Source organism: Colwellia sp. (assembly GCF_013215345.1).
Lineage (GTDB): Bacteria > Pseudomonadota > Gammaproteobacteria > Enterobacterales > Alteromonadaceae > Colwellia.
On sequence record NZ_JABSOV010000251.1, the window covers coordinates 1 to 1,993 of the forward strand.

Consider the following 1,993-nt stretch of genomic DNA (forward strand, 5'->3'; position numbering starts at 1 on the left):
TATTTTTATTGTTAAAAAATAGCCATGGTGATATTAATCGCATCATCAGTTTTAGTGTCTTTGCTAGCAGTGGTATTTTGCTCTTTCTAGCATCAACTATTTACCATAGCTTGACCAATGTACGCGCTAAAAGCGTATTCAAATTACTCGACCACTGTGCGATTTACCTACTTATTGCCGGCACCTATACACCACTATTCGCCATCACTTTAGCCGGTCCACTTGGCTATAGCTTACTGACTATTATCTGGCTGTTGGCTATTTCGGGTATTATTTTTAAAATAAAGTTTGGCAATAAATACAAAAAAATATCCTTATGCACTTATTTAGCCATGAGTTTTATTTCCCTAGGCATTCTAGGTGAACTATATAAGGCTCTACCTGAACAAGCGGTTAGTCTATTGGCATTAGGTGGGCTAATTTATTGTCTGGGCGTATTATTCTATGTCAAAAAATCTGTAGCTTATACCCATGCTATTTGGCACCTTTTTGTTTTAGGTGGCGCCACTTGTCACTTCTTGATGATTTATTGGTATGTATAGCATTTATAAAAGTTAAACATACTAATAAAAAGATCAAAAAAGCCGCACTCTTTATTAGTTATAATAAAGAGTGCGGCTTTTTAATGTTTACGTTTGTCGCCCGAAAGCTGGAAACTACTTTATATAACTATATAAGGTTATTAATTGCTATTTCTTGATTCACGTCAGCGTCATAGTCAACACCTTCAATACCAAAACCAAACAGCTTTAAGAACTCTTGATGATAAGCAATATAATCTGTTAACTCATCAATAGTATCAGTATCGACCTTGTTCCAAATATCAGTAACACGTTGCTGAACGCTATCTTCTAATTCTTTATAGTTTTGACGGAAACGGCCTTGCTCGTCTAAACGTGGCGAGTCACTGTAAATGTTCTCTTTGAATAAGTTAGCAATTTGCTCGATACAACCTTCATAAGTACCGTCAGCTTTCATCACTTTAAACATTGCTGAAATGTATAACGGCATAATTGGAATGGCAGAGCTTGCTTGCGTTACTACGGCATTTAATGAGGTAACACGGGCTTTACCATTTAAATCAGCCGTTGCTGCATTAATTGCTGTTGCAGCTCGGTCTAAATCTTCTTTGGCTTTACCTATGGTAGCTTTACCGTAAATTGGCCAAGTTAATTCTTTACCAATGTAAGTGTAAGCTACAGTTTTAACGCCTTCTGCTAATACACCTGCTTCAGCTAGCGCGTTCATCCATAATTCCCAGTCAGCACCGCCCATTACATCGATAGTACCTTGAATTTCAGCTTCATTTGCTGCTTCAACAGATATTTCATCAATAGTACGCTTTGAGGTATTAAGGTTCTTAGTGGTAACACTTTGACCAATTGGCTTTAACGTAGAAGAATAAACTTCACCGGTATCTGGATCAGTTCTACGTGGAGAAGCTAATGAATAAACAACTAAATCGACTTTGCCCATATCGGCTTTAATAGCTGCAATCGCTTTTGCTTTTATTTCATGAGAAAAAGCATCGCCATTAATGTTCTTAGCGTAAATTCCTGCTTCATCTGCCGCTTTTACGAAAGCTGCAGTGTTATACCAACCAGCAGAAGCGGTTTTTCTTTCTGTCGGTGGTTTTTCAAAGAAAATACCCAAAGTTTTAGCATCATGAGCAAAAGTTGATGTGATACGTGAAGCTAAACCATAACCAGTAGAAGCACCAATAACTAAAACATTTTTAGGACCAGTAGTCGCAGATGTTTGCGATTTTACATAAGCAATTTGCTCATTCACATGCGCTTCACAACCTACAGGGTGAGCATTAGTACAGATAAAACCACGAATTTTTGGTTTGATAACCATAAGTAAACCTTTTTTATTTATATTAGTGACTCAGCTACCGTATACCATTTGCATAAATCATAGCTAAGGTTTGAAAGAGACTTTCAATAATTTTGTCACATTGTACCCTGCCTTAAGCATATAGAGGTACGAC

Annotated in this window: 2 protein-coding genes; one reads left to right on the top strand and one right to left on the bottom strand. The window is 37.1% G+C overall.

The genetic code is table 11. From position 1 onward, the window contains the following. A partial coding sequence (locus HRT50_RS18750) for a hemolysin III family protein (protein WP_291617363.1) occupies positions 1-542 on the top strand: 542 nt, incomplete at its 5' end. Positions 543-669: 127 nt separating this feature from the next. Here the strand turns inward: HRT50_RS18750 and fabV are convergent. Continuing rightward, on the bottom strand, positions 670-1,860 hold the full coding sequence (gene fabV, locus HRT50_RS18755) for an enoyl-ACP reductase FabV (RefSeq protein ID WP_291617365.1): 1,191 nt from the start codon (positions 1,858-1,860) through the stop codon (positions 670-672). Positions 1,861-1,993 lie beyond the last annotated feature (133 nt).